Annotated in this window: 17 protein-coding genes; 8 read left to right on the top strand and 9 right to left on the bottom strand. The window is 70.2% G+C overall.

Translation table 11 applies throughout. The features are described from left to right. From SALPAC3_RS25465 to sigB, 3 genes are all read left to right on the top strand, one after another. A partial coding sequence (locus tag SALPAC3_RS25465; protein WP_080635132.1) for a S8 family peptidase occupies nucleotides 1–3116 on the top strand: 3116 nt, incomplete at its 5' end. Nucleotides 3117–3253: 137 nt separating this feature from the next. Further along, complete coding sequence (locus SALPAC3_RS0107095) at nucleotides 3254–4228, top strand: hypothetical protein (protein WP_018220558.1); 975 nt, start codon at nucleotides 3254–3256, stop codon at nucleotides 4226–4228. Between the two features lie 136 nt (nucleotides 4229–4364). Further along, nucleotides 4365–5363, top strand: a complete 999-nt coding sequence (sigB, locus tag SALPAC3_RS0107100; protein ID WP_018828447.1) for an RNA polymerase sigma factor SigB — start codon at nucleotides 4365–4367, stop codon at nucleotides 5361–5363. A gap of 55 nt (nucleotides 5364–5418) precedes the next feature. On the opposite strand, the gene SALPAC3_RS0107105 is transcribed toward sigB, so the two are convergent. The 5 genes from SALPAC3_RS0107105 to SALPAC3_RS0107125 all read right to left on the bottom strand — a co-directional run bounded on the left by SALPAC3_RS0107105 (nucleotide 5419) and on the right by SALPAC3_RS0107125 (nucleotide 12130). Then, nucleotides 5419–8157 (bottom strand): bifunctional acetate--CoA ligase family protein/GNAT family N-acetyltransferase, encoded by a 2739-nt coding sequence (locus tag SALPAC3_RS0107105; RefSeq protein ID WP_080635133.1) that lies wholly within the window; start codon nucleotides 8155–8157, stop codon nucleotides 5419–5421. 5 nt (nucleotides 8158–8162) lie between these two features. Then, nucleotides 8163–9344, bottom strand: a complete 1182-nt coding sequence (locus SALPAC3_RS0107110; protein ID WP_018220561.1) for an acetoin utilization protein AcuC — start codon at nucleotides 9342–9344, stop codon at nucleotides 8163–8165. 149 nt (nucleotides 9345–9493) lie between these two features. After that, nucleotides 9494–10360, bottom strand: a complete 867-nt coding sequence (locus SALPAC3_RS0107115; RefSeq protein ID WP_018220562.1) for a sulfurtransferase — start codon at nucleotides 10358–10360, stop codon at nucleotides 9494–9496. A 150-nt stretch (nucleotides 10361–10510) separates the two neighbouring features. Further along, nucleotides 10511–11188, bottom strand: a complete 678-nt coding sequence (locus SALPAC3_RS26775) for an NUDIX domain-containing protein (RefSeq protein ID WP_232430471.1) — start codon at nucleotides 11186–11188, stop codon at nucleotides 10511–10513. A 501-nt stretch (nucleotides 11189–11689) separates the two neighbouring features. Next, complete coding sequence (locus SALPAC3_RS0107125; protein ID WP_018220564.1) at nucleotides 11690–12130, bottom strand: RidA family protein; 441 nt, start codon at nucleotides 12128–12130, stop codon at nucleotides 11690–11692. 407 nt (nucleotides 12131–12537) lie between these two features. Here SALPAC3_RS0107125 and SALPAC3_RS0107135 point away from each other — a divergent pair, with 407 nt between their 5' ends. The 3 genes from SALPAC3_RS0107135 (at nucleotide 12538) to SALPAC3_RS0107145 (ending at nucleotide 16203) form a co-directional block, all read left to right on the top strand. Beyond that, nucleotides 12538–14232: an RCC1 domain-containing protein gene (locus SALPAC3_RS0107135; RefSeq protein WP_456300019.1), complete on the top strand. Its 1695-nt coding sequence runs from the start codon at nucleotides 12538–12540 to the stop codon at nucleotides 14230–14232. 124 nt (nucleotides 14233–14356) lie between these two features. Next, the gene (locus SALPAC3_RS0107140) at nucleotides 14357–15286 is read left to right on the top strand and encodes a LysR family transcriptional regulator (RefSeq protein ID WP_018220567.1); all 930 of its coding nucleotides are present in this window, start codon (nucleotides 14357–14359) and stop codon (nucleotides 15284–15286) included. Further along, the gene (locus SALPAC3_RS0107145) at nucleotides 15283–16203 is read left to right on the top strand and encodes a serine hydrolase (RefSeq protein ID WP_018220568.1); all 921 of its coding nucleotides are present in this window, start codon (nucleotides 15283–15285) and stop codon (nucleotides 16201–16203) included. Before SALPAC3_RS0107140 ends, SALPAC3_RS0107145 begins: the two co-directional genes overlap by 4 nt. On the opposite strand, the gene bla is transcribed toward SALPAC3_RS0107145, so the two are convergent. Further along, on the bottom strand, nucleotides 16200–17123 hold the full coding sequence (gene bla / locus SALPAC3_RS0107150; protein ID WP_018220569.1) for a class A beta-lactamase: 924 nt from the start codon (nucleotides 17121–17123) through the stop codon (nucleotides 16200–16202). The two genes, SALPAC3_RS0107145 and bla, sit on opposite strands and share 4 nt — an antisense overlap. Nucleotides 17124–17230: 107 nt before the next feature. Here bla and SALPAC3_RS0107155 point away from each other — a divergent pair, with 107 nt between their 5' ends. Together SALPAC3_RS0107155 and SALPAC3_RS0107160 are read left to right on the top strand one after the other, a co-directional pair. Further along, nucleotides 17231–17410 carry a hypothetical protein gene (locus tag SALPAC3_RS0107155; protein ID WP_232430472.1) on the top strand — a complete coding sequence of 60 codons (180 nt, stop codon included), beginning with the start codon at nucleotides 17231–17233 and terminating at the stop codon, nucleotides 17408–17410. A 67-nt stretch (nucleotides 17411–17477) separates the two neighbouring features. After that, the gene (locus tag SALPAC3_RS0107160) at nucleotides 17478–18176 is read left to right on the top strand and encodes an iron-dependent transcriptional repressor DtxR (protein ID WP_018220571.1); all 699 of its coding nucleotides are present in this window, start codon (nucleotides 17478–17480) and stop codon (nucleotides 18174–18176) included. A gap of 43 nt (nucleotides 18177–18219) precedes the next feature. Here the strand turns inward: SALPAC3_RS0107160 and SALPAC3_RS0107165 are convergent, their stop codons facing one another. From SALPAC3_RS0107165 to SALPAC3_RS0107175, 3 genes are all read right to left on the bottom strand, one after another. Further along, a complete protein-coding gene (locus SALPAC3_RS0107165) occupies nucleotides 18220–18459 on the bottom strand; it encodes a DUF5522 domain-containing protein (protein ID WP_018220572.1) in 240 nt (79 codons plus the stop codon). A gap of 25 nt (nucleotides 18460–18484) precedes the next feature. Then, nucleotides 18485–19426 carry a DUF2332 domain-containing protein gene (locus SALPAC3_RS0107170; protein ID WP_018220573.1) on the bottom strand — a complete coding sequence of 314 codons (942 nt, stop codon included), beginning with the start codon at nucleotides 19424–19426 and terminating at the stop codon, nucleotides 18485–18487. Between the two features lie 94 nt (nucleotides 19427–19520). Next, nucleotides 19521–22406: a vitamin B12-dependent ribonucleotide reductase gene (locus tag SALPAC3_RS0107175; protein ID WP_018220574.1), complete on the bottom strand. Its 2886-nt coding sequence runs from the start codon at nucleotides 22404–22406 to the stop codon at nucleotides 19521–19523. Nucleotides 22407–22483: the final 77 nt, after the last annotated feature.

Consider the following 22483-nt stretch of genomic DNA (forward strand, 5'->3'; position numbering starts at 1 on the left):
GCGCGGAAAGCAGCAGCGGCGGCGCGAAGCTCTGGCTCGACGGCCAGGTACACGCCACCCTCGCCGACAGCGTCCCCCAGGTCGGCACCCCCGAAGCCTGGAAAGCCGGCTACGACGGCGACGGCGTCACCGTCGCCGTCCTCGACACCGGCATCGACCACACCCACCCCGACCTCACCGACCAAATCCAGGACAGCGTCAGCTTCGTCCCCAACGAAAACACCACCGACGTCAACGGGCACGGCACCCACGTCGCCTCCACCATCGCCGGCACCGGCGCCGCCTCCAACGGCGACAACACCGGCGTCGCCCCCGCAGCCGACCTGATCATCGGCAAAGTCCTCAACAACCACGGCATCGGCTACGACTCCTGGATCATCGCCGCCATGCAGTGGGCCGCCGAATCCGGCGCCGACGTGGTCAACATGAGCCTCGGCGACCCGTCCCGCACCGACGGACTCGACCCGATGACCCTGGCGGTGGAGAACCTCTCCGCGCAGCACGACACGCTCTTCGTCATCGCCGCCGGCAACAACGGAACGACCATCGGCACCCCTGGCACCGCAGCCAGCGCCTTAACTGTCGGCGCGGTCGACAAGCAGGACCAACTCGCCTACTTCTCCAGCGTCGGACCACTGGCCGGCACCGGCGCACTGAAACCCGACCTCACCGCCCCCGGCGTCGCCATCAACGCCGCCCGCTCCCAACACAGCACCGGCGACGGCATGTACCAAAGCCTCGACGGCACTTCCATGGCCACCCCACACGTCGCCGGAGCCGCCGCCATCCTCGCCCAACAACACCCCATCTGGACCAACGCCCAACTCAAGAACGCCCTCATGAGCAGCACCAAAGCTCTGAGCGACAGCTACTCCGCATACCAGGTCGGCACCGGCCGCCTCGACGTGGCAGCAGCGGTAGACGACCCGGTACAAGCCACCGGCTCCACCTACTTCGGCTACTTCGACTGGCCACACCAGCCCACCGACACCCCCGTCACCAAACCCGTCACCTTCACCAACACCAGCACCACCCCCGTCACCCTCAACCTCAACCTCAACGGCATCGACGCGTTCACCCTCAACGACGCCACCATCACCGTGCCCGCCGAGGGCCAGATAGACGTCCCGGTAACCGGCGACCCAACGACAGCCGACATCGGCCAACACACCGGCTACCTCATCGGCACCGACCCCACCACCGGCGAAACCGTCACCCGCACCAGCCTCGGCCTCATCAAAGAAGACGAGCGCTACGACCTCACCATCAAACTCCGCGACCGCAACGGCGAACCCACCAGCGCGACCGTCCTGCTAAACGAGGCCGGGGAAAGGTTCGCCGGATACATCGCCGTCGACGGTGAGCGGACCTTGCGCCTCGCACCCGGGACCTACACCCTGAGCAGTGACTTCGACGTTGCGGGTGAACGAGCTGACTCCCTCGGCCTCGCCCTCCTGGTCGCCCCAGGGATTGGGCTGGACAAACCAACCGAGGTAACGCTGGACGCCAGCAAGGCCCGGCTCCTCGACACCGCCACCCCCCAACGCACCGAGAACCGACAGCGCACTCTCAACTATGCCGTCGACTACCCCAACGCCGACAGCTTCCGGTTCGCCTACCGAGTTCCGATCTGGTACGACGACCTGTACGTCCTGCCGACCGAGAAGCCCGCCGAGAGCTCGTTCACCCTGGGGGCTCGGTGGCGTAAGGGTGAGCCGGTCCTGAGCCTGCGCGCCTTCGGCCTGCTCCCCATCGACGCCGTGGCCCAAGCCGGCAGCACCATCACCACCGGCACCCAATGGCTACGCCCCGTCCACGCCGGCACCGGCACCCCCGAGGAGTACGCCGACCTCGACGCCGACGGCACAATCGCCGTCGTCACCCGCAGCGACGACATCAGCGCACCTGATCGGGCCGCCGCCGCAGCAGCCGCCGGAGCCGCACTCCTCCTGGTCGTCAACGACAGCCCCGGAATCCACTCCAGGTACGTCGGCGACTCCCCCATCCCCGTCGCCAGCGTCCACCGGGACATCGGAAACCTTTTGATCAAATTCGCCAGACACGGCATGCCGCCCCTGAAGGTCACCCAGAAGGAGTACGCCGACACCATCTACGACCTGAGCCAGGCCTGGTCAGAGCAGGTACCGGACCAGCCCCTCACCTACCACCCCAGCCGCCACGACCTGGCCCGAATCGACGCCCATTACCACGCTGCCAAGGACACCACGGGTGGGGGCTACCGCTACGACCTGACCTTCATCCCCGCGATCGGGTTCCCCGAGCGCGAGCAGTACCCCGGCACCCGTACCGAATGGGTCACCCCAGACACGGAATGGCATGAAAGCCACACCCAGGGCGACTGGGAGGACCGGGCGTTCACCGACACGTACGCCAAGGGCACGACCACCCGCCTGGACTGGTTCGCGCCCGCCGTCCGGCCCGCTTTCGGTCGCGGCTACAGCGTCAGCAACAGCCGGTACCAGGACACCATGCTCCTCAACGTACAGTCCTGGAGCCCCTCGGGCACCCAGCTAGAACACGCCGGAAACCTGAGCTACGGCTCGGTGCCGACCAAGATGAAGCTCTACCAGGGTGACACCCTGCTGCACGAGAACACCATCGGCGCCTACCTGCCAAACAAGGAGGTGCCGGCCGGGACGCTGCCGTACCGGCTGGTGTTGGATGCGTCGCGCCCAGCCGAGGAGTGGCGACTGTCGACCCGTACCCACACCGAGTGGGACTTCATCTCCAGCACCAACGATGCTGACCGACACGCCCCGGAGCCGCTTACCCTGCTGCAGCTCGACTACGAGTTGGAGACCGACCTACGAGGCGACGTCAAAGCCGGCGCCAAACAAGAAATCAGCATCACCGCCAAACCACAGCCCGGCGGCTCCGGCACCGGCACCATCACCGCAGTGGAGCTTGAGGTCTCCTACGACGACGGCACCACCTGGCAACCCGTCACCCTCACCCCCGGCGACAACAACCGCCACACCGGAACCCTGAAACTGCCGAAGCAACCCGACGGCTTCATCTCCCTCCGCGCCGCCGCCGAAACCGACGCCGGTTTCGCCATCCGACAGGAGCTCATCCGCGCCTACGGCCTGCGATGAAGTGGCCGGCGGGGCCCCCGGACCGGTATCGTCCGGGGACCCCGCCGGGGCCTCCGGCCAGCGCGGACGACCGTTCCAGGTGGATCCGGATGGCTCATGCCCGCCCTGCCGCAGCGGGCCGAGGGAGGAAGCCACTCATGCTGGGCGTGTTGGGATTCAGCCCCGACGACGAGGCGATCTACCGCCTGCTGGTCCGGCAGGGTCAGGCCGGGCCGGTTGAGCTGGCCAACGCCCTGCGGATGCCCGTCTCGGGTGTGACGGCGGCGCTGTCCCGCCTCACCGACCGCGGCCTGACCAAGCAGGCATCGGAGGAGACGTTCTCGGTGGCACCGCCCGCGGTCGCGCTCGGAGCGCTGATCGGCGAGCAGCAGTCCGCGCTGCGCGCTGCGGAGTTGGCCCTCGTCACGCTCGCCGAGGAGTACCGCGGGGCGAGCGCGGAACGCTCCCTCGGCGAGTTGATCGAGGTGATCACCGGGGTGGACGCCATCCGTCACCGGTTCGCCCAGGTGCAACACGCCGCCCGGCGGGAGGTTCGCAGCTTCGTCACCCCTCCCTTCGTCGCGGTACCACCGGGCGCCAACACCGTGGAGTCGGTGGCAGCGCGACAGGGCGTACGGTTCCGGGTGGTGATCGACCGCCCGGCGCTGGCAGAGCCCGGCGTGGTCGCGGAGACCCTGGAGTCCCTCCGCGACGGTGTACAGATCCGGGTGACGGAGGCACTACCGATCAAGCTGATCATCGCTGACGCCGCGCTGGCCCTGGTCCCGTTGACGGCCACAACCGAGGGCGAGCCCGGTGCGGTGCTGCTACATCGCACCGGACTGCTGGCCGCGATGGACGCGCTGTTCGAAGCCGTGTGGCGATGTGCCCACCCGTTGACCCTGTCGGCGGACGGCCCATTGAGCGAAGACTCCGACGCCGACGGCCCAACCGACCTGGACCGCCAGATCCTGACCCTGCTCCTGGCCGGGCTCACCGACCCGGTGGTGGCCAGCCAACTCGGCTTGTCGCTGCGCACCCTGCAGCGACGGCTGCGCCACCTGATGGACCTCGCCGGGGCCGCGTCCCGGATGCAGCTCGGTTGGTACGCGGCCCGAGAAGGCTGGGTGTGACCACGAGCACTCGGATCCGGTCCCGCCCGGGATCGCGCCTCACTCCCGTTTCACGCCCCACGCACCAAGCTGACTGTCAACCGGCGGAACCGCGCCGGCTCACGGCACAGAACGTGGATACGGGGAGAGACGAAAGATGGCTCTACAGATGATGGATCACGGGATACGCCCCACCAGCGGCGCCGACACCCTCACCGATCTGGATGCCACTGACGAACGCGGTGTCTCCACCGATCTGGTCCGGGCCTACCTCCAGGGAATCGGCCGGACGAAACTGCTGACCGCCGCCCAGGAGGTCGAACTGTCCCGCCGGATCGAGGCCGGGCTCTTCGCCGCGACCAAGCTGGCCACCTGCACACCGGTCTCCGTCGCACTCCGTGCTGACCTGGAGCTCGTCGCCGCCGAGGGGTGCGCGGCGAAGGACCATCTGCTGGAGGCCAACCTCCGCCTGGTCGTCAGCATCGCCAAGCGCTACACCGGCCGTGGGATGGCCTTCCTCGACCTGATCCAGGAGGGCAACGTCGGCCTGATCCGCGCCGTCGAGAAGTTCGACTACACCAAGGGCTACAAGTTCTCCACCTACGCCACCTGGTGGATCCGCCAGGCCATCACCCGCGCCATGGCCGACCAGGCCCGCACTATCCGCATCCCGGTACACATGGTCGAGCAGGTCAACCGGATGGTGCGGACCCGGCGCGAGCTGTCGGTCACGCTGGGCCGCGAACCCACGGTCGCGGAGGTGGCGCGGGCGTTGGACGTCCCGGAGATCCAGGTGATCGAGCTGATCTCCTACGACCGGGAGCCGGTGAGCCTGGACCAGACGGTCGGCGAAGACGGCGAGAGCCCGCTCGGCGACTTCGTCGCCGCGGTGGACTCGACGGCCGGAAGCGAGGACACCGCCAGCTGCGGCGAGTTGCGCCAGGAGATGCGGGGGGTGCTCGCCACTCTCTCCCAGCGGGAGCAGGCGGTGATCCGGCTCCGGTTCGGGCTGGACGACGGGCGGCAGCGCACCCTGGACGAGGTCGGTCGGGAATTCGGCCTCTCCCGAGAGCGGATCCGCCAGATCGAGAAGGGGACACTGCACAAGCTACGCGCCCCGGAGCGGGCACAGCGCCTGGAGGCGTACGCCTGCTGACCCACGCGACCGGCTCCGGGGCCGCGCTCCCGAGGCCACGCCGCGCGAAGGCGAATCACAGCCGGCGGGGCCCGGTGTCGGGGCGGACGGTAGCGGAACCGAGCCGTACGCTGGCGTGCAGCACCGACAAGCCGTCCGGCCGGGCCAGCACCGGGTTCAGCGTCAGGGTGCGGGCCCGAGGCTGCTCGTCAGCGAGCCGCCCGACCCGCAGTAGCAACTCGGCCAGGGCCTTCCGGTCCACCGGCGCCGCCCCGCGATGACCGCGCAGCAGTGGGGCCGCGCGGGGCTCGTCTACCAACTCCGCGGCGTCGCGGTCGGTCAACGGCACCGCCCGCCAGGCCCGGTCGCCGAGCAGCTCGGTGGCGACACCCCCCACACCAAAGCCCACCACCGGCCCGAACGCCGGGTCCTCCACCAGTTCCACCACACAGGCCACTCCGGGCGGAACCATCGGCTGGACCAGGACGTCTGCCCCGAACTCCGCCGCCATCTTCGCGTACGCGCGTCGTACCCGCGCCTTGTCGGGCAGGTCGAGGCGGACCGCGCCAAGATCCAGCCGGTGTCGCAGACCAGGGGCGGCGGCCTTTATCGCCACCGGGTATCCCAGCTTTCGCGCCGCCGCGACGGCCTCCTGCTCCGAGGCCACCAGCACCGACTCGACCACGTTGATCCCGTACGCGGCGAGCAGCCCGGCCGGATCGAACGCCTCCGGCCGCAGTGCCGCCTGGGCCGCGTTCCGGTCCACGTCTGACAGTTCCGGGTGCGCGCCGGTGGGGCGACGCAGCCATCCGGCGTACGCGGTCACCTGCCCCAGGGCACGCACCGCCTCCTCCACGCTCGGGTACGCGGGCACCCCGGAGGGGGCGCGTCCGGCCAGGAACGTCGCCACGGTGGGCTTGCCGCCGGCAAGCACCGCGGGCAGTGCCGCGGTGAAGTCGGTCTCGGCGTCGGGCAGCTGACCCGGCAGCGGCGGGGCGAAGACCGCCACCAGCGCGTCCACCCCGTCGTCGGCCACGGCGGCGCCGAGGGCGGTGGCGAAGTCGGCCGCCCCGGCGTCTGGCCCGACATCGCGGGGGTAGCCGTCGGCGACGGCGAGCCCCACCGCGGTGGCGGCGGAGGCGGCTAGCCCGGTCAACGCCGAGGAGTTACCGACGATCCCCACCCGGTCGCCGGCGGGTAGCGGCTGGTTGGCCAGCAGCACACCGACATCGAGTAGTTCGGCGACGGTGGCCACCCGAATCACCCCGGACTGGGCGAAGAGAGCGCTGACGGCGGCCTCGTCCGGACCTGCCGCGTCGGGGCCCACCGCGCCGTGACTCGCCGCCGCCACACCGGCGGCGCGCCGGTCCCGGGACGGTGACGGCGAAGCCGCGGCGACCTCCGCTGACGGGCCGGGGCCGGAGGCGTGGGCCGACGGCGCGAGCGCGACGATCGGCTTCTCCCGCCCGATGCCCCGGGCCAGTCGGGCGAACTTACGGGGATTACCGAAGGTTTCCAGGTACAGCAGGATCACATCGGTGTTCGGGTCGTCCTGCCAGTACTGCAACAGGTCGTTGCCGGAGACGTCGGCCCGGTTCCCGGCCGACACGAAGCTGGACAGCCCCAGTCCCCGCCGTTCCACCTCGGCCAGCAGCGCCACCCCGAACGCACCGGACTGGCTGAACAGACCAACCCGACCGGGGACCGGCAGCCGCGGGGCCAGCGTGGCGTTCAGGCGTACCTCGGTGCTGGTGTTCGCCATCCCCAAGCAGTTCGGGCCGATGATCCGCATGCCCACCGCGTGCGCCGCCCGAACCAGCCGGCGCTGGGCGACCGCACCGTCCGCACCGGCCTCGGCGAAACCCGCGCTGATCACGACCAGGCCGTGCGCTCCAGCGGCGGCCGCATCGGCGACGACCGTCTCCACCGCCGCCGGCGGCACCGCCACCACCGCCAGGTCGATCGGCAGGCCCGCCTCGACGGCCGACGGGTACGCGGGCAGCCCGGCCACCATTCGCGCGCTCGGATGCACCGGCACCACCGCACCGGTGAACCCGTAGTCGCGCAGGTGCCCGAGGACCGCCGCCCCGACCCCCTGCCCGGTGGCGCTGGCCCCGTAGCAGGCAATTCCCCGGGGCGCGAGCAGCCGGGCGACCGATCGGGCCTCGGTGCGGTGCTCGCGGCCCCGCTGCACCTCAAGGGTCGCCTCGGTCGGCGCGATCGGGAAGCTCAGGTGCACGACACCATCGGCGAACTGACGCCGCACCTGATAGCCGAAGTCGGCGAAGACCCGGAGCATCGCGTTGTTGGCCGGCAGCACCTCCGCCACGAAGGTCGGGATGCCGACCCGCCGAGCCGCGTCGGCGAGGTGCTCCAACAGCACCGATCCGATGCCCCGGCCCTGGTATGCGTCTTCAACCACGAAGGCGACCTCGGCTTCGGTGGCGGCTGGACCCAGCCGCTCGTACCGGCCGACCGCGACGATCTGGTCGCTGGCCAGCACGACGAACGCCTCCCGGTCGTGGTGGTCAACGTTGACGAACCGCCGCAGGTCGCGCTCGGGAATCCGGGGGTACGGCGAGAAGTAGCGCAGGTAGCGGGTGCGCTCGGAGAAACGCGAGTGCATGGCGACGATGCCCGGTGCGTCCGCCGGCCGGATAGGCCGCAACTGGACGGTGGTGCCGTCGCTGAGCAGCACGTCCACTGGCTGTTCAGCTGTGGTCAGGTTACCTGTGGTCACGCGAGCGTCCTTCCTCCCGGCCGCGTTCGGGCTCGTGTCGTCGAAGGTCAGCGCGACCGGCGGGTGACTCGACACGGGCCCTAGTCGCGCGGGTCGTACGGGTCGAGCCCGAGCAGCGGGAACACCGCCTTGCGGGCGGCCACGATGGCCCGGTCCACCGAGTTCGGCTCCCCGGAGGGCTGCCACGACTCGTACGACGGATTGACGTCGTCGGTCATCCGCAACGGCACCTCCTCCCCCGGACGGCGGGCCTGGGCGAGCTCGCGCCAGGCGGGTGGACAGAGCGTGGCCGGCGCGAGCGGTGCACCGGTGGCCACCGCGAGCAGGTGGGTCCAGGCCCGGGGCACGACCTCGACCAACGCGTATCCCCCGCCACCGGTGGCGACCCAGCGGCCGGCGCAGAGCTCGTCGGCGAGCGCCCGCAGAGCAAGGTAGGTGGCACGCTGCCCGTCCACCGACAGGCGCAGGTCAGCCAGGGGGTCGAGCCGGTGCGCGTCCGCGCCACACTGGGTGACCAGGATCTCCGGCTGGAACGCACGCAGCACCGACGGCACGATCGCGTGGAACGCCCGCTGCCAACCGGCGTCCTCGACTCCCGGTGGCAGCGGCACGTTGACCGCGGTTCCCTCGGCCGGCGCACCGCCGGTCTCGTCGGGAAACCCGGTGCCCGGAAAGAGCGCGAGCGGGGTCTCGTGCAGGCTCACCGTGAGTACCCGGGGGTCGTCCCAGAAGACCTGTTGCACCCCGTCGCCGTGGTGCACGTCCACATCGACGTAGGCGACCCGGCGTGCGCCCAGGTCGAGCAGGTGGGCGATGGCCACGGCGGGATCGTTGTAGACGCAGAAGCCGGCTGCCCGGTCGGGCATCGCGTGGTGCAGCCCGCCTGCCACGTTGACCGCCCGACGTGCCGTGCCCCGCCAGACCGCCTCGGCTGCCGCGACGGTGGCCCCGGTGACCAACGCGCTGGCCTCGTGCATCTGCGCGAAGACCGGATTGTCCGGGGTACCGAGCCCGAACTCGGTGCGGAGCGGATCCTGCGGGGCAGCTCGCACGGCCTCCAGGTAGGCCGGGTCGTGCACCCGGGTGAGCAGCTCGTCGTCGGCGGGCTTCGGCTCGACCAGCCGTACCCCGGGACGCCCGAGCACCCCCAGCTCTCGGGCGAGGGCGACGGTCAGCTCGACCCGTACCGGGTCGAGGGGGTGGTCGCCGAGGTTGTAGGAGAGCAGCGTCTCGTCCCACACCACCACTGTGTCGTCCGACATGGTGCCTATCGTCGCACGGGGACTCGGCCGGCCCGTCGCACGCGCTGCCCACGCCGCCGGTGTCGCACGGCGTGGGCGGTCGGTACCCGGAAGAGTGAGCGGTCAGCCGCGGCCTGGGCCGCCGCGCCGGCGCCTTGGGGACCGCGGGGTCAGGCTGGGTTGGTCCCGGGTTCCTGCCCGACCACGACGGGGCGGGACGGGTCGGCGACCCAGTTGCTCCAGGACCCGACATAGAGGGCGGCATCCGGGCGACCGGCCAGGTGCAGGGCGAAGACCGCCTGCGCGGCGGTCACGCCGGAGCCACAGTAGACGCCGACCGGCTCGGCGGCGACCACTCCGGCGGCGACGAACCGTTCCCGCAGCACGTCGACCGCGGGGAAGCGACCCTCGGTCACGTACTCCGGTGCCGGCAGGTTGACCGCACCCGGCACGTGCCCGGCAACCGGATCGACCGGCTCGGACTCCCCCCGGTAGCGCGGTGCGGCGCGGACGTCAACCAGCGTCCCCGCCTCGGCCGCGGCCAGTTGGGCGGCCTCGGCCGCGACCAGCACCGGCAGGGCGCCGGGGCGCACCTCAACGTCGCCGGGACGTGGGGTGGCTGCCTCCGTGGAGGTGGGCAGCCCCGCCGCCACCCAGGCGGGGTGGCCGCCGTGCAGCAGGCGTACCGACCGGTGACCGGCCCAGCGCAGCGTCCACCAGGCGCGGGCGGCGGACATGCCGTCCCCACCGTCGTAGACCACGACCGGGTGCCCAGCTCGGACGCCGGCGGCCCGTAGCGCGGCCTGGAGGGCGGCGGGTTCGGGTAGCGGGTGCCGGCCGGCGACGCCGGGCGGGCCACACAGTTCGGTGTCCAGGTCGACGAAGATCGCCCCGGGCAGGTGCCCGGTGGCGTAGTCGTCGCGCCCGGGTGGGCCGGTCAGGCGCCAGCGGACGTCGAGCAGGGTCGGCGGGTCGTCACCGTGCATCTCGGCGGCGAGCTGGTCTACCTCGACGAGCAGGTTTTCGGTACCGGACATGAGGTTCAGTCAACACCATCCGCTACCGGCGGAGGCCGTTGCCTTAGGCTTGGGTGGATGCTTTTGGCCGGCATTCAGTCCCACACCGCCAGCTCGCTGGGTTCAACCGCCGGGGCGAAGTGCCACCTTGCTTCCTGACTGGCGAGCACTTCATCCCAGCACCTCAGCCAGCAAGGCCCGGTCAGCCGGGAATACGTCGCCGTCGTAGTTACTGGCCAGGTATTTGAAGACCGCCGTATAGGTGTGTGCCGGCACCCACCGCGCGCGCCTGGCATCGAGCGCGCCGACCACCTTAGGCAATTGCCGGTGGTTGTCGTAGGTGCCCAGGCTCACGCAGGATGTAACAGTGGCCATCCACACCTCGTCGGGTGCCCGGGGGTCGGGTATGTAGCGGGCCAGCATGAGATGGCGCTCCGGAGACGGTTCCACAACCAGTTGCGCTACTTCCCACAGCTTTCGCCTCGCGGCATCACACGGGTCTTCCTCTGGACCAATGTAGCCACCCGGCAGCGCCCAACCGCACCCGTCTAACCGCTCGATCATGACAATCCATCGGCGCCTTACGCCGGTAGAGCCAACAACCTCGGCGGCAGCCAGGGCGTTCGTGCGAAGCCGCTCGCCCCAATATCCGAGTTCGTTCCGCTCGTAACGGAGACCCGTTGACGGGGCCGGCGTGACCGGACGACCGCCGATTGTGCGGAACGGAAGCGCCGCATGGGCCGGACGGACGGGCCAGTCGACAGTAGTGGGGTCCATGATCGGGCCAACCCAGGACTTCCCGGCGACGAGGCTGTCTAGGACACTTGGGGAGCGGTGGGTGTGGTTCATGGCCATCTCCTCGATTGATGGTCAAATGCTGGCACACATCCCATTGGGAGGGGCCTATAGCAGATCAGGGGCACTGGCGATGGTGGCGAAGTCCTCGGCGCTCCACCGGTGGCGCCCCAACGCTGGGAAGCCCGCCGTACGGTAGTCGGCCGCCCGGCCACGACACCGTCTACGGTTGTCGTGTGCCTCGTTGACACATCGCTTTTGGTCGCCAGCGCCGGTGTCTGCACCTGTGCGGATCGTGGAATCGAGGCCACGGCGGCCAGAACGGCGTTAACGTCGCAAAGGTGGGTACAACGCACTGCCGTAGCTGGTGCGCAGTTACGCCAGTCCCACCAGGAGGATCCGTTACCCACTCCCCGATCTGTGGCCGTGCGTCCCGGTGCGGCAGGCCGGCCAGGGTCAGCGGGATAGTCGGGCTCAGGCAGTCCGGGTGAGTTGCTACCGACGCGGCCGAACATCGACGGTTACCCGTGACGGTTCGGCCGCGTCGTGTCACTCTCAGTCCCGCTTGGGACCCTTTCCTCGGCCCGGTCCGTCCAGGACTGCGGTGGCCTCCACCTCGACCAGCAGGTCGGGGCCGGCGAGGGCGCTGATGCCCAGGCCCGTCAACGGGGCGGCCAGGGTGACGCCCAGCTTCGCCGCCGCCCGCGCGATTCCTTCCCCCAGCAGCGCCATCTTGTCGGGCGTCCAGTCGACGACGTACACGGTCACCTTCGCCACGTCATCGAAGGAGCCGCCGACCTCGGCCAGGGCGGTGGCGACGTTCAGGTAGCACTGCTCGACCTGGGTGGCGAGGTCACCCACGCCGACCGTGTTCCCGTCAGGGTCCACGGATACCTGGCCGGCGAGGAAGACCAGCCGAGACCCGGTGGCGACCGCCATCTGGGAATAGAGGTCGACCTTCGGAAGCCCTTCGGGGTTCACCAGGGTGATGGTCATGCTGACTCCCTTTCATGGAGCTGTCGGTTCAACCACCTAAACATAACACGGCAATGTTATGTATTCCGGAGCCGACCGCTACCGCGCCGACACCAACCCCCTCGAACTGGCCACCCAGAGCTGGGCCGTCGCCCACGGCCTGGTCTCCCTCGTCGCCACCGGCCCCCTACCCCGGCCGACCCTCGCCCACGGCCCCCTCCTGCTGACCACGCTCTCCACCGCCACCGGAGACGACCCAACCAGTGCCAACAGTCAGTCAAGCAGGGCTGGCAACCAGACCAGACCTGACCAGCGGGGGAGTGTTGATCTAAGCGAGACAGCCCCGATGCCGCGGCCGTCCGGAGTCGTTGTACAGGCCGTGGTCGGACACGGGCCGGTGGCGGGGAGACGACAGAGGGGTGGGGGTAGTGGAGAGCTGGACCGGCGAGGCTACGGACGTGAGAAGAAGCTTGGTACGGCCCGTAAGCCTGCGGGGGCTGTTCGCGGTGCCGCTGATGGTGGCGCTCGTGTTGGGCATAACCTCGGTCGGTGCGGCGCGCGTGCTCGCGCACAGCGTGCCGTCGGCGGCAGCGGGCCCTCCTGGTACCGGCCTGGCCTGGGGAAACAACGGTGACGGCGAGTTGGGCGATGGGACCACCACGGACAGCATCACCCCCATCGCGGTGAACCTGCCAACCGATACCACGATCACCGCTATCGCCGCCGGTACCGCCTACGGTCTGGCGTTGACCTCCGCCGGCACTGTCCTGGCCTGGGGCGACAACAGTGCCGGCCAGTTGGGCGACGGGACCTTCACGGACAGAAGCACCCCTGTTGCGGTGGACCTGCCAGCCGGCACCACGGTCACCGCCGTGGCCGCCGGCGACCGCCACAGTCTGGCGTTGACCTCCACCGGCACCATGCTGGCCTGGGGCGAAAATTTCATCGGCCAGCTGGGCGATGGCACCACCACCCGCAGAAGCACCCCCGTCGCGGTCAACCTGCCAACCGGCACCACGGTCACCGCCATGGACGCCGGCGACCGCCACAATCTGGCGCTGACCTCCACCGGCACCGTCCTGGCCTGGGGCGACAACAGTCACGGCCAGTTGGGCGATGGCACCACCACGGACAGAAGCACCCCCGTGACGGTGAACCTGCCAGCCAGCACCACGATCACCACCGTGGCCACCGGCTCCTACCACAGTCTGGCGTTGACCTCCACCGACACCCTGCTGGCCTGGGGCTACAACATCTACGGCCAAGTGGGCGATGGCACCACCACGGACAGAAGCACCCCCGTTGCGGTGGACCTGCCAACCGGCACCACGATCACCACCATCTCCGGCGGTGCCGTCCACACTCTGGCGGTGACCTCCGCCGACACCCTGCTGGCCTGGGGACACAACAACTTCGGCCAGTTAGGCGATGGCACCACCACGGACAGCAGCACCCCCATCGCGGTGGACCTGCCAACCGGCACCACGATCACCACCATCTCCGCCGGCGCCTTCCACAGTCTGGCGGTGACCTCCACCGGCACCATGCTGGGCTGGGGCTACAACGCCTTCGGCCAGGTGGGCGACGGGACCACCGCCACCCGCAGAAGGACCCCCGTCGCGGTGGACCTGCCAGCCGGCACCACGATCACCGCCGCCGCCGCCGGCAACCGCCACAGTCTGGCTGTCGTCCCGTCGACATCAACCACGACCCTGCAGGCGACCCCACCCAACCCGACACCGGATCAACCCCTCACCCTCACCGCCACCGTGACCTGCACCGGCAGCACCCCCACCGGAACCGTGACCTTCCACAACGACACGACAACCCTGGACACGACACCCCTGACCGGAAACCCCACCACCACCGCAACCCTCACCGCCACACACCTGACACCCGGCACACACCACATCCAGGCGCGCTACAACGGCGACAACAACTGCCCAGCCTCCACCTCCAACCCCACCACAGTCACCATCCCCAACCCCACCAGCCCAAAACCCACCATCCCCGTCACCGGCGCCAACCTGCCCACCATCCTCACCGCCGGCTTCCTCCTCACCCTCACCGGCGCGGCCCTGACCCTCGCCACCCACCGACGCCGACCAGAACACAGGACCTGAGACGACGTCTGATAGCTGGCAGGCGTCGACGGTGGAGTTCCCCAGCGGGTGAACCACCCTGCGACGGCTGTCCTCCACCCGTGGTCACGGAAGGCGCGAATTCACTCGGGCGTAAAATCGGCGGGTGGATGTGGTGGCGGCCTGCCGGGCCTTCGTGGCCGTCAGCGGCCACGGCAGCTTCACCTCCGGCGCCGCCGCGGCGGGAATCCCGCAGTCGGTGGCCAGCCGGCGCGTCGCCGCTCTGGAGGAACACTTTGGCGCCCGGCTCTTCGACCGGTCGTCCCGGGCGGTCCGGTTGACGCCGTTCGGGCAGGACATGCTGCGCACGGCACGCCGCCTGGTCGACCTCGCCGACGCGATGACCGAGGACGCCGAGCGGGCTCGGCTACGCCCACTGCGAATCGCCGTACCCGACAGTTGCCCACCCCACCGCCTGGCCACCCTGGTGGCCGCCGGGCGGCGGCAACGGACCCAGCTGGAGGTACGGCCGGCCGACCCGGCAGGGCGCGAACAGCTCTGTCGGACCCTGGAGGTCAGCGCCGGGATCGTCGCGGTTCCGGCCGAGGCGGCCGTCTGGCGGGTTCCGCTCGGGCTGGCCTCCCGGACCGCCTTCCCCGCCCGGACGGTGTTCCTGGAGACCCTGCGCACCGGCCGAACCGGCGCGGCGGCGCGACGGCGGATCCTCATCCAACCCGAGGACGACGTCGCGCACCTGCGGGACCCGCTGACCCGTACCGGCCAGTCCGTCGGTCTGGCACCGACCCAGGTGGCGGTCACGCCATCCCTGGTCGATGCCGCCGCCCACGCCCTAAGCTCGCCGGACCTGCTGCTCTGTTCGCCGCAGCAGGCCGAGGACTTCGGGCTGCACTGGTGCACCCTGGCTGATCCCCGGCTCCAACGCGGCTACGACATCGCCGCCGGCGCGCACCAGGACCTCGAACAGCTGCGGACTGCCCTGCACGCGGACATTGCCCGCTGCCTGGGCGCCCCCGCCGACCCCGGGGGAGTCGGGGGTCGGCTGCCGGACAAGCCACCGACGCGGGAGCCGAGGTGACTGTCTCCACCGTGCTGCGCAACGCGCGCGAACTCCTCGGGGAGGCGGGGCTGCACGGAGCCTTCCTCGTCCGCAACCTCGACACCGGCGCTGAGATCGGCCTCGACGCGGATGTCCCCTTTCCGGCGGCGTCGCTGGTGAAGGTGCCGCTGGCAGTAGCTGTCCTGGAACGGGTGGCGCGCGGCGAGCTCGACCCGGCGACGCCGGTCGACATCGCACCCGGCCTGGTCACCACACCGGGCACCACCGGGCTGAGCCGGTTCCGCCACCCGGCCCGGGTCGCCCTGGACGACCTGCTCTACCTGAGCATCGCCATCAGCGACGGGGTCGCCGCGGACGCTTTGTTCGACCGCACCCCACCGGCTGTGGTCGCCGCCGAGCTGCGGCGACTCCAGATCGAGGGCATCGCCGTACGACACCGGATCAGTGACCTCACCGACACACCGAGCGAACGGCTCCGACCCGACGAGGCGCACCTGGCTCAGGCTCTCGCCATCGGCGCCGCTACCGCCGGGAGCGGCCACCCGGTCGCCCAACTCGACGTCACCCGCGCCAACGCCGGTTCGGCCCGGGCCTTCGTTGACCTGCTGCACGCCCTCTGGCGGCCCACGGCGATCAGCGAGACCACCGCCGCCCGGGTACGCGATCTGATGGCCGACAACGTGCTCCGGCATCGACTCGCACCCGACTTCACCTCCGACGCCGCGCGCTGGTCCTCGAAGACCGGCACCCTGCTGCATCTGCGACATGAGGTGGGGGTGGTGGACCACGCCGACGGGCAGTCGTACGCGGTCGCCGCGTTGACCGCCTCCCGCGTACCCGCCGTCGCGCAGCCGGGCAGCGAGGCGACCATGGCGCATGTCGCGCGGGTGCTGCACGGCTATCTGCGCACGGGCGCCCCGCCATGGTGGGGTTAGCTGCCCAGCCGGGCGATGACCACCTCGGTGGCCTCGGCGATGAGGGCGTTGTCGTAGCTGGCGTCCGGCTCGTCCCGGCTGGACAGCACGGCGAGGACGATCGGCGCGCGGTCCGGCGGCCAGATCACCGCGATGTCGTTGCGGGTGCCGTACCCGGCCGCTCCGGTCTTGTCCCCAACGACCCAGCCGTCGGGGACGCCGGCGCGGATCAGCTCCCCGCCGGTGGTGTTGCCCCGCAACCAGGCGTTGAGGATGTCGCGGTCGGTGGGTTCGAGGGCGTCGTCGACGGCGTACTCCCGCAGGTCTTCGGTCAGGGCTCGGGCGGTGCTGGTGTCTCGTGGGTCGCCGGGGGTCGCCTCGTTGAGTTCGGTCTCGTAGCGAGCCGCGTCGGTGACGTTGTCGCCGATTTCCTTCAGCTCCTGCTCGAACAGTTCCGGCCCGCCAAGGTGGCGCAGCAGCAGGTTGCCGGCGGTGTTGTCGCTGTAGCGAACGGCGGCGTCGGCGATGGCCCGCAGCGTCATGCCCTCGGCGACGTGTTGCTCCGTGATCGGCGAGTAGTCCACCAGATCGTCCGCCGAGTACCGCACCACCTGTTCCAGTTCGGCGTCGGTGGTCGCGTCGAGGACCTCGGCGGCGGCCAGCGCCTTGAAGGTCGAGCCGTAGGCGAACCGCTCGTTGGCCTGGTAGCGGACCGTCCGACCGGTGCCGGTGTCGACCGCGTAGATTCCCAGCCGCGCGTCGAACCTCTCCTCCAGCTGCCGGAACTCGTGGTGCAGGTCGGCAGCGGCTGAGGTACCGACGGTCACCGCGCTGCCGGACAGCCGCTCCCCGGTCGCGTCCGCGGTGGCGCAGGCGGACAGCGGGATGAGTGCCGTCGCGCCGGCGACTGCGGCGATCACCCGCCGTGTCGAAATCGTCATCGTGACTCCCTACTTGTCGTTGACCCGACCACGGAGAGTGCCGATCAGGCCGGACTCGACCTTGACAGGGGTTGGGGATGCCGTCGAAGACGGAAGGAGTGAACTTCATGCTGATCTGGCATACGTGCTTTCCTGCCGTGCAACTCATGCCCGAGGGGCCAGCCTCGGCGGCCGGCACCACCGGCGCGGGTAACATCGACGTGTCTCACGCCGAACCCGAAGGCCGGGTGACCGTGAAACCCCAGATCGGGGCCGCGACTGCCATGGTCAACCACAACCTGCGGTAGCGGGTCACGTGGATGATCAGGGGTCGTGCGTGAGACACTTGCCGTCCGATTTGTTTCTCGTTAACGGGTGATTGAGATCATCGCGCACTCACTGGTCGACACGACCGAGATGTACCTACGGACCATCCTCGAGCTCGAGGAGGAGGGGGTGCCGCCGCTGCGTGCCCGCATCGCCGAGCGGCTGCGCCAGAGCGGTCCCACGGTCAGCCAGACCGTCGCCCGGATGGAGCGGGACGGCCTGCTCACCGTTGAGGGCGACCGCCACCTCACGCTCACCGAAACCGGCCGCGACGCGGCGGTCTCCGTGATGCGCAAACACCGACTGGCGGAGCTGCTGCTGGTCAACGTGATCGGCATGCCCTACGAGGAGGCCCACGAGGAGGCCTGCCGGTGGGAGCACGTCATGAGCGACGCTGTCGAGCAGCGGGTCTACGACCTGCTCAACCGGCCGACCCGCTCGCCGTACGGCAACCCGATCCCCGGGCTGGAGGCGCTGGGATCGGCGGGCCCCTCCGCCGCGGAGCCCGCCGAGGGGGAGCGCAACCTGGCGTTTCCCGGCCTCTCCGGCACGGTCGTGGTCCGGCGGATCTGCGAGAGCCTACAGAGCAACTCGGACGTGTTGCGCCAGCTGCACGCCGCCGGGGTTGACCCAGGCGCCACGGTGACGGTCGCCCAGGAGCGGGACGGCGTGTCGATCGACCGCTACGGCGACAGCGTCCGTCTTCCCCGCGAGGTGGCCTCCCGGGTCTTCGTCGCCGCCGGCTGACGCGACTTCGGCAGCCACGCACCGCACCGACCCGGCTGAGGGTTCAGTCGAGGTACGGGCAGTGGCGGCAGCCCCGACCGCAGCAGGTGCCACGGCGAGCGAGAAAGCCGGCGGTAAGCACGAACAGACCGGTGGTCGGGTCGGGGTAGCCGGCCTCACCGGCGGCGAGGGCAGCAGCGTGAGCGGCGCAGATCCGCTCGCGTTGCGGGTCCTCGGGCGGCAACCGGGACGGGTGTGGCTCGGTCAACGGCCGATTCGCCAACGGTTTTCGCTCCCCACCCACGCCGGGCAGTGTAGGGGCCTGGTGGCTAACCGAACCAGGCCGCTGCCTGCCCGTGCGCCTGGGCCCACGCCAGTGGCTTACCATCGAGCGCGAGCACAGTGTTGAGGCCGGCGCCGGGCGGCTCGGGCAGTCCCTCGTAGGGCAGCGCTCGCGGCGACTCCACGGCGATCCAGGTGCCGGGCAGACCACGAACCAACTCGACGAAGGCGGTGCGTCGGCGCTGCGGCACCTGGTACAGCACCGTCGTGTGGAACACCACCAGGGTCGCCTCGGGTGGGGCCAGTGCGGCCACCGCCGGCAGGTCGTCCACCAGGTCGCCGCGGACAAGCAGCGGTGGATCGGCCGCGACCAGCTGCGCCGCCGCCCGCAGCCGCGCCCGCCGGTGCGCATGCTCCGGCCAGATGAGAGCGTCCAACCAGGCGAGATCATCCACGTCGGTCACGTCCAGCGGATTGAGGTCCAGCCCGGCCCGCCACACCACGGTGGGGAGCCGGCTCGGCGGCAGGGCGCCGGTGAGTGTGCAGTCGAGGACCGGGCGGCCGTCGCCCAGGAGCTGGCGGTCGTAGCGGTACGCGTACCGGTCGGGGTAGAGGCAGAGCCCCGCCGACGCACCGACCTCCAACAGTGCGAGCGGTTGGGGTAGCGCGGCGAGCAGCGGCAGCAGGACGGCGCACCGCCCCGCCTCGTTCGTCTGGGTCGCCCTACGCTGGATCTCCACCTCGATCGCCGGCCAGTTCGCCAGGACGTAGGCGTGGAAGGCCGCCGGGTCCTCGACCGGGCCACCGAGCAGCCGTACCACGCCGAAGAGCAGATTCGGTTGCCGCTTGGCCGGCGGAAGCCGCTCGATCAACGCGAGCAGTTTGGCGTCACCGGACACCGCCAGGGCCAAGCGCTCGTACACCGGTGACACGCCACCCGCTTCCCGGGTGGCGAAGGTGCGATAGGTATCGGCTGCCGTCACGCCCACAGGATCGCACCACAGGGGAGAGGCAGGGCCCCGCTCCGGTCACCGCCCCGTGTGACCTCGGGCACCCTCGCCCGAGGCCACACGTGCACGTACGTCAGCTACAACCGCTGGTGGAACCGCAGCCCTCGCAGACGTAGCAGCTGCCGGCCGGGCGCATCTTCGTACCGCAGGTGAAGCAGAGCGGCGCGTCGGCGGCCTTACCGATCACCGCTTCCAGCAGCTCGGTGCTCGACCCCACCGACGGCGCCGGCTGCGCCGCCGCGACGTCGGCCAGCTCCTGCGCCGGCTGGGCGACCGGGCCGACCTTCGGCTCCTCCGGCCGCGTCTCGACCGGGGCGGAGGAGGCCATCGCGGTGAGGTCCGCCGTGTTCGCCTCCGCCTCCGCCTCCGCCGCGAGCTGGGCGGCCCGCTCCTTGGCGGTGAAGATGCCCAGCTCCGCACGGCGCTCGTACGGCAGGAAGTCCAGGGCCAGGCGACGGAAGATGTAGTCCATCACCGAGGCCGCCATCCGCACGTCCGGGTCGTCGGTCATGCCGGCGGGCTCGAAGCGCATGTTGGTGAACTTGCTGACGTACGTCTCCAGCGGGACACCGTGCTGCAGACCGATGGAGATGGCCACCGAGAAGGCGTCCATCACGCCGGCCAGGGTCGAGCCCTGCTTCGACATCTTGAGGAAGACCTCGCCGAGGCCGTCGTCCGGGTAGGAGGACGAGGTGAGGTAGCCCTCCGCGCCGCCGACCGAGAAGGAGATCGTCTCCGAGGGGCGCTTCTTCGGCAGCCGCTTCCGCACCGGCCGGTACTCGATGACCTTCTCCACGACCTTCTCGACCGCGGCGGGCACCACCTCCACCGGGGCGGTGGCCTTCTCCTTCTTCGCCACCGACAGCGGCTGGCCGACCTTGCAGTTGTCGCGGTAGATCGCCAGCGCCTTGAGGCCGAGTCGCCAGCCCTCGAAATAGATCTTCTCGACGTCCTCGACGGTGGCCTGCTCCGGCATGTTGACCGTCTTGGAGATGGCGCCGGAGATGAACGGCTGGACGGCCGCCATCATCCGCACGTGGCCCATCGGGGCGATGGAACGCTCGCCCATCGCGCAGTCGAAGACCGGGTAGTGCTCCGGCTTGAGCCCCGGGGCGTCCACCACGTGACCGTGCTCGGCGATGTGCTCGACGATCGCCTCGACCTGCTCCTCCGGGTAGCCGAGGCTGCGCAGGGCACGCGGCACGGTCTGGTTGACGATCTGCATCGAGCCGCCACCGACCAGCTTCTTGAACTTGACCAACGCCAGGTCCGGCTCGACGCCGGTGGTGTCGCAGTCCATCATCAGGCCGATGGTGCCGGTGGGCGCGAGAACGCTGGCCTGCGAGTTACGCCAGCCGTTCCGGTCGCCGACCTTGTTGCCGAGGGTCCACTGCCGGGTCGCCTCCCGCTGCACCGCCGTGGCCACGGCGCCGGTGGGCTTGATCTCGTCGTTCGCGGCAGCGTGCTTGCGCATGACCCGCTTGTGCGGTTCGGCGTTCCGGGCGTAGCCGTCGTACGCGCCGACGATGCCGGCCAGCTCGGCGGAGCGCCGGTACGCGGTGCCGGTCATCAGCGAGGTGATCGCCGCGGCCAGCGTACGACCCTGGTCCGAGCCGTACGGCAGTCCGGAGGCCATCAGCAGGGCACCGAGGTTGGCGTACCCGATCCCGAGTTGCCGGTACGCCCGGGTGGTCTCGCCGATCTTCTCGGTGGGGAAGTCGGCGAAGCAGATCGAGATGTCCATCGCGGTGATGACCAGCTCGACCGAGCGGACGAACTTCTCCACCTCGAAGCCGCCGTCGGCACGGAGGAACCGCATCAGGTTGAGCGAGGCCAGGTTGCACGAGGAGTTGTCCAGGTGCAGGTACTCCGAGCAGGGGTTCGACGCGGTGATCCGACCGGTCTCCGGGCAGGTGTGCCAGTCGTTGATGGTGTCGTCGTACTGGAGACCGGGGTCGGCACACTCCCAGGCCGCCTGCGAGATGGTCCGGAACAGCGGCTTCGCGTCGATCGTGTCGATCACCGTACCGTCGAGGCGGGCACGCAGGTCGAAGGTGCCGCCGTCCTGCACCGCCGTCATGAACTCGTCGCTGACCCGGACCGAGTTGTTGGCGTTCTGGTACTGCACGCTGACGATGTCCGTGCCGCCCAGGTCCATGTCGAAGCCGGCGTCGCGCAGGGCACGGACCTTGTCCTCCTCGCGCGCCTTGGTGACCACAAACTCTTCGATGTCCGGGTGGTCGACGTCGAGGATGACCATCTTGGCCGCCCGCCGGGTCGCGCCGCCGGACTTGATGGTGCCCGCTGACGCGTCGGCGCCGCGCATGAAGCTGACCGGTCCGGAGGCGGTGCCGCCGGAGGAGAGCAACTCCTTCGAGGAGCGGATCCGGGAGAGGTTGACTCCGGAGCCGGAGCCGCCCTTGAAGATCAGCCCCTCCTCCTTGTACCAGTCCAGGATGGAGTCCATCGAGTCGTCAACGGCGAGGATGAAGCACGCGCTGACCTGCTGCGGCGAAGACGTGCCGACGTTGAACCAGACCGGCGAGTTGAAGCTGAACACCTGGTGCAGCAGCATCCAGGTCAGCTCGTGGGCGAAGATCTCGGCGTCGGCCGGGGTGGCGAAGTAGCCGTACTCCTCACCGGCGGTGCGGTAGGTGGCCACCACCCGGTCGATCAGCTGTCGAAGCGACCACTCCCGCTCCGGGGTTCCCACCGCGCCCCGGAAGTACTTGGTGGTCACGATGTTGGCCGCGTTGACGCTCCACTCCTGTGGGAACTCCACGCCGCGCTGTTCGAAGTTGATCGACCCGTCCCGCCAGTTCGTCATGATGACGTCCCGACGCTCCCAGGTCACCTCGTCGTACGGGTGGATCCCCTCGGTGGTCCACACCCGCTCGACCTTCAGACCCGCTGCCGCCTTGCTCCGTGACTTGCTCGTTGTCACACCGTCCCCCGGCATCTCATCGCCCCTCGTCCGCGCCCCACGCGCGGCCCTACCGTCAAACCGGCCGCGTCTCACCCGCGGCCCTACCATCA

Source organism: Salinispora pacifica DSM 45544, from assembly GCF_000378845.1.
Taxonomy (GTDB): Bacteria; Actinomycetota; Actinomycetes; order Mycobacteriales; family Micromonosporaceae; genus Micromonospora; species Micromonospora pacifica.

Excerpts from the sequence above, each read along its gene's own strand:
- SALPAC3_RS0107125 (WP_018220564.1), bottom strand. The coding sequence starts at position 12,130 with ATGACCATCACCCTGGTGAACCCCGAAGGGCTTCCGAAGGTCGACCTC.
- SALPAC3_RS26775 (WP_232430471.1), bottom strand. The coding sequence starts at position 11,188 with ATGAACCACACCCACCGCTCCCCAAGTGTCCTAGACAGCCTCGTCGCC.
- SALPAC3_RS0107115 (WP_018220562.1), bottom strand. The coding sequence starts at position 10,360 with ATGTCCGGTACCGAAAACCTGCTCGTCGAGGTAGACCAGCTCGCCGCC.
- bla (WP_018220569.1), bottom strand. The coding sequence starts at position 17,123 with ATGACGATTTCGACACGGCGGGTGATCGCCGCAGTCGCCGGCGCGACG.
- SALPAC3_RS0107175 (WP_018220574.1), bottom strand. The coding sequence starts at position 22,406 with ATGCCGGGGGACGGTGTGACAACGAGCAAGTCACGGAGCAAGGCGGCA.
- sigB (WP_018828447.1), top strand. The coding sequence starts at position 4,365 with ATGGCTCTACAGATGATGGATCACGGGATACGCCCCACCAGCGGCGCC.
- SALPAC3_RS0107110 (WP_018220561.1), bottom strand. The coding sequence starts at position 9,344 with ATGTCGGACGACACAGTGGTGGTGTGGGACGAGACGCTGCTCTCCTAC.
- SALPAC3_RS0107155 (WP_232430472.1), top strand. The coding sequence starts at position 17,231 with ATGCTGATCTGGCATACGTGCTTTCCTGCCGTGCAACTCATGCCCGAG.
- SALPAC3_RS0107095 (WP_018220558.1), top strand. The coding sequence starts at position 3,254 with ATGCTGGGCGTGTTGGGATTCAGCCCCGACGACGAGGCGATCTACCGC.